Annotated in this window: 1 protein-coding gene; it reads left to right on the top strand. The window is 58.2% G+C overall.

Annotated elements, in window-relative coordinates:
• A partial coding sequence (locus tag AC0IW9_RS31265) for a hypothetical protein (RefSeq protein WP_471652183.1) occupies positions 1-256 on the top strand: 256 nt, incomplete at both ends.

Here is a 256-nt window from a genome sequence, read left to right as displayed (position 1 = left end):
CAACATCTGGCCGTTCCTGCTGGCGCAAAAGGTGGCGAAAGCTAACGCCGGTTACTTGATGGGCGAGCTCAACACGCGCAACGAAGTGGTGCCTAACTACGGGCAAAACAGCGTGTACAGCAAGGCCGACAGCGATGTCGTGCGGGTCGAAATCCAGAAGATTCAAGGCGCACCCATCACCGCGGGTAGCCTCGAGCTAAACGGCCTGCAAGACACCTACCGGGTCGAAGGCGGCAAAGCACAGCTGCATTTCAAC

It is taken from the genome of Belnapia sp. AC561 (assembly GCF_979252845.1).
The sequence above is the reverse complement of the archived record's forward strand: the minus strand, read 5'-3'. Positions and strand labels throughout refer to the sequence as shown.